This is a genomic window from Rhizobium sp. SEMIA 4085 (genome assembly GCF_013004495.1).
In the GTDB taxonomy this organism is placed as follows: Bacteria; Pseudomonadota; Alphaproteobacteria; order Rhizobiales; family Rhizobiaceae; genus Rhizobium; species Rhizobium gallicum.
The window spans coordinates 1-3338 of sequence record NZ_JABEPH010000505.1; the positions used below are offsets into that span (position 1 = coordinate 1).

3 protein-coding genes, 1 tRNA gene and 1 pseudogene are annotated in these 3338 nt (G+C 62.6%); 1 reads left to right on the forward strand and 4 read right to left on the reverse strand.

Annotation, left to right across the window (positions count from 1 at the left end; genetic code table 11):
- From C9413_RS29960 to C9413_RS29975, 4 genes and pseudogenes are all read right to left on the reverse strand, one after another.
- Positions 1 to 1249: pseudogene (locus C9413_RS29960) on the reverse strand (saccharopine dehydrogenase); the annotation flags it as partial.
- Entirely contained in the window at positions 1246 to 1698 is a 453-nt protein-coding gene (locus C9413_RS29965) for a DCC1-like thiol-disulfide oxidoreductase family protein (RefSeq protein ID WP_039844226.1), read from the reverse strand. The gene C9413_RS29965 and the pseudogene C9413_RS29960, both read right to left, overlap by 4 nt.
- Complete coding sequence (locus tag C9413_RS29970) at positions 1695 to 2618, reverse strand: MBL fold metallo-hydrolase (protein ID WP_039844227.1); 924 nt, start codon at positions 2616 to 2618, stop codon at positions 1695 to 1697. Before C9413_RS29970 ends, C9413_RS29965 begins: the two co-directional genes overlap by 4 nt.
- A gap of 3 nt (positions 2619 to 2621) precedes the next feature.
- A complete protein-coding gene (locus tag C9413_RS29975) occupies positions 2622 to 2918 on the reverse strand; it encodes a cupin domain-containing protein (RefSeq protein ID WP_039844228.1) in 297 nt (98 codons plus the stop codon).
- Between the two features lie 162 nt (positions 2919 to 3080).
- Between C9413_RS29975 and C9413_RS29980 the strand changes: the two genes are divergently transcribed.
- Positions 3081 to 3155 (forward strand) — tRNA-Gln (locus tag C9413_RS29980).
- The last annotated feature ends 183 nt before the right edge of the window (positions 3156 to 3338 follow it).

Sequence of the window (3338 nt, forward strand, 5' to 3'; positions counted from 1 at the left end):
CTGTTCCCGCCTTCGGGTGTGTCATGCGTCGCGGCAATTGCACGGGGCAGCTGTTCCCAGGCCGAGCCAGGCAGGCGCCGGTAGAGAGGCAGGTCCACCTCTCCCGGCCGGACGTGGCGCGTGCCGCTGTGGATGGCGAAACGCTCGAAGCATCTTTCGAACGCTTCAAGAGGAAATTCGCCAGCCGCCGACCGCGCGCCATCGGCCGGTCGATTGCCATTCGCCAGCTTTCGGATCAGGGCCTCCAGCCCGGTGACAGGGACGAACGGCCCGTCATCGCCTTCCGCGACCAGATGCCAGCTTGCCTCGAGCGGCTGGCCGGCCCGGTCCGATCCCGAGGCGCGGACGAACATTCCGCCCCTGTGTTCGCCGGAGGCGAGGGGCTTGCTTGCCCGATGCATCAACGGGGCAAATGGCATTAACGAGGGAAGAAGCTTGAGCCGCACCAGTTGCGCCGTTGCGGCCAGCAGCCGTTGCAAGCTCTGCGGCTTTGTTGCCGCACCGGTGAACATTGATGACAAGCCTTCGAACCTTTGAGGCAGAAGATCGAGGTCCGGCGCGTCAACCAGTCTGAAACGTCCGCTTTTGAGCGGGATGCACCCCGGCGGTGCGACCGTCACCCGATGCCATTCGATCAGCCCAAGGCCGGTCGCGGAAATGCCGTTGCGAAGGATCGGCACGGGCTTTCCGGCATAGCTCGTAATCGCCCGGATGACGTTGGGGCCGATGTCGGCATGCGGCGAGGGCGCGATACCCGATGAAACATGATCGATCCGCGAAAAATCCTGTGCCAGACGGTCGAGCGCGGCAAAGGAGAGAGCGGGAAAGCTGCTCAGCCCCGACAGAACGAATACGCCTGCCGTCCTCGCTTCCGCGTCGAGCTCCGCGATCTGGCGGACGAATTCGCGGCTGTCTGCCAGATCGGCGTAGTCGATGCCGAGAGATATGCAGGCTCTCGGCACGCGATAGGTGTCGCCGCCCATCGTCTGAAACGGTCCGGAAGCGTCTACGGTCACGGCCGGCGCGACCGCTGACAGCTGCTTGTAAACATCGCCGTTGCGGTCGAACACCACCGGCTCCTTGCCGGCTTTGCCGCCCAGGCTGGACGCGAAAGCAACCGCCTTGGCAAGCGAACGTCCTCCAATCAGCAGGCAGAAGCGCTCGTCGTCGCAAAGAAGCTGCGACAGCTTGGCGCCGAAGGTGCCACATAGCCGCCGATGATGAGAATGCGAAGTGCTGCACCGCTCACGCCAGGAAGCGGCTCCGTTCCTCGGGCGACGGCACATAGCAGGTTGTCCGGCGCCCGGCGATCTTCAGGCGGTTTCTGGCGACGAACTCATAGAGCCGGTCGGCAAACGGGCGCGGCAGGATGTAAAGGATACTGACGAGCGACCAGGGAAAGCCGAGCCGGGCAATCATGCGGATCGAACCCTCGGATTTGAAATGCGCGCGGCCGTCTTCGAGCAGGATATTCGTCTCGTAGTCTCGCTCATCCAGGCCGTAGTGCCGGTAAAGTGCCGTGCCGAGCGGCGATTGCGCGGCAAGGAAGCGGTAACGCCCGGCCTTGTCGTGCTTCAGCGCAAACCTTACCCAGCGGGAGCAGAAGACGCATTCGCCGTCGAAGATGATGAGCGGCTTGTCGTCCGGAAAGGCCGGAACAGCGGCATCGCTCCGATAGCTATAGTCATTCCGTCTCATCGTTCCTCTCCAGCAGACAGTTGATACGCCCCGAAAAGCGAAGGCGGTCCGTCCGCCTGCACGATGCCGCGTTCCACCAGGTCCTCGATATGAGCGAAGACGGAGAGTGCCGCCGCGCCGTGCAGCCTGGGGTCTGTGTCGCGGTAGATCACCTTCACCATATCGGGGATCAGCCGGTCGCCTGCCTTCATCCGCTCCACGACGGCGCGCTCGCGCATGCGCCGGTGCGTCTTCAGCGCCCGCATGAAGGAGACGGGACGTTTCACCGGCCCGCCATGGCCCGGTAAAAGCAGGTGGTCGCGGCGTGCGATAAGCTTGTCGAGCGAGGCCATGTAATCGGCCATCGAGCCATCCGGTGGCGCAACGATGGAGGTCGCCCAGGCCATGACATGGTCGCCGGAAAAGAGGATGCCGGTGCCTTCGAGCGCGAAAGCCGCGTGGTTTGCGGCGTGTCCCGGTGTCAGCACCGCCGTCAGCGCCCAGCCGTCACCCTTGATGGTCTCGCCGTCGCCAACCGAGATATCCGGCACGAAACGCGTATCGGAGCTTTCGGCAAAGGGATTGACCTCGCCGTCATGGAGCGGCCTTGCTGCGCGGTGCATACCTTCGCCGACGGTGATGGCGCCTGTCTCTCTCTGCAACTTCGCGGCAAGCGGCGAGTGGTCGCGATGTGTATGGGTGACGACTATATGCGTGACCGTCCGGCCCTTGAGCGCCTTAATCAGTGCCTCAAAATGCGCCTCGTTCTCAGGCCCCGGATCGATGACGGCGACGGATGAGGTACCGACGATGTAGCTGTTGGTGCCGTGGAAGGTGAAAGGACTCGGATTGTTGGCCGTGATGCGCTGGACCCCCGGCGCAACGTCCACCGCGCGGCCATAGTGAGGGTCGAAGGCAAGATCGAATGTCGGACTGGGCATGGTTTACTTGTATTCTATCTCGATAAAGGTCATCGGCTCGCTACCGGCATTGACGACATTGTGCTCGCCGCCCGCCTCGCGCCGGTAGGCAGCACCCTTGGCCACATCGACGCGCCGGCTGCCATTCCGATCCTCGAGCAGGAATTTGCAGTCAGTCATAGGCACGACGACATAGCCGAGCCCGTGGGTATGCACGCCAGTATCCGCGCCCGGCTCGAAATCCCAGCGCGTGATGCGAACCACGGCATCGTCGAGAAGAAGCGTCGCAAGGGCAGGCGGGCGGGCACGGTACTGGCTCATCATCTCTCCTGAGACTTTGATCGGCGAACCAAGACGTAGCACGGCGCAGGAAGAAGCGCACAGAAATTTGCCGGAAGCGCAAGTTAGTGATTGTGAGGCAGCCGGACCTTTGCTAATCAGGCCTCGCTTCCGGCAAAGCGGGTTTCCGCTCTCAAGCTGTGGTGGGGCGTCGCCAAGCGGTAAGGCACCGGTTTTTGGTACCGGCATTCCCAGGTTCGAATCCTGGCGCCCCAGCCAAGACTGTTCGGGGTCCATTCTGGACACGTAGGTTACGGTTTATTCCTGAGACATAGTGTAGTGCTCCCCGATTTTGAGACAAAAGCATGGTAACAGTTCTCCGTTAGGAGGACTAATGAGGACGGACGATCCTGGGCGGCGGTTCAGTCGCGAGGTTAAGCTGGCAGCGGTTCAGCGAATGGC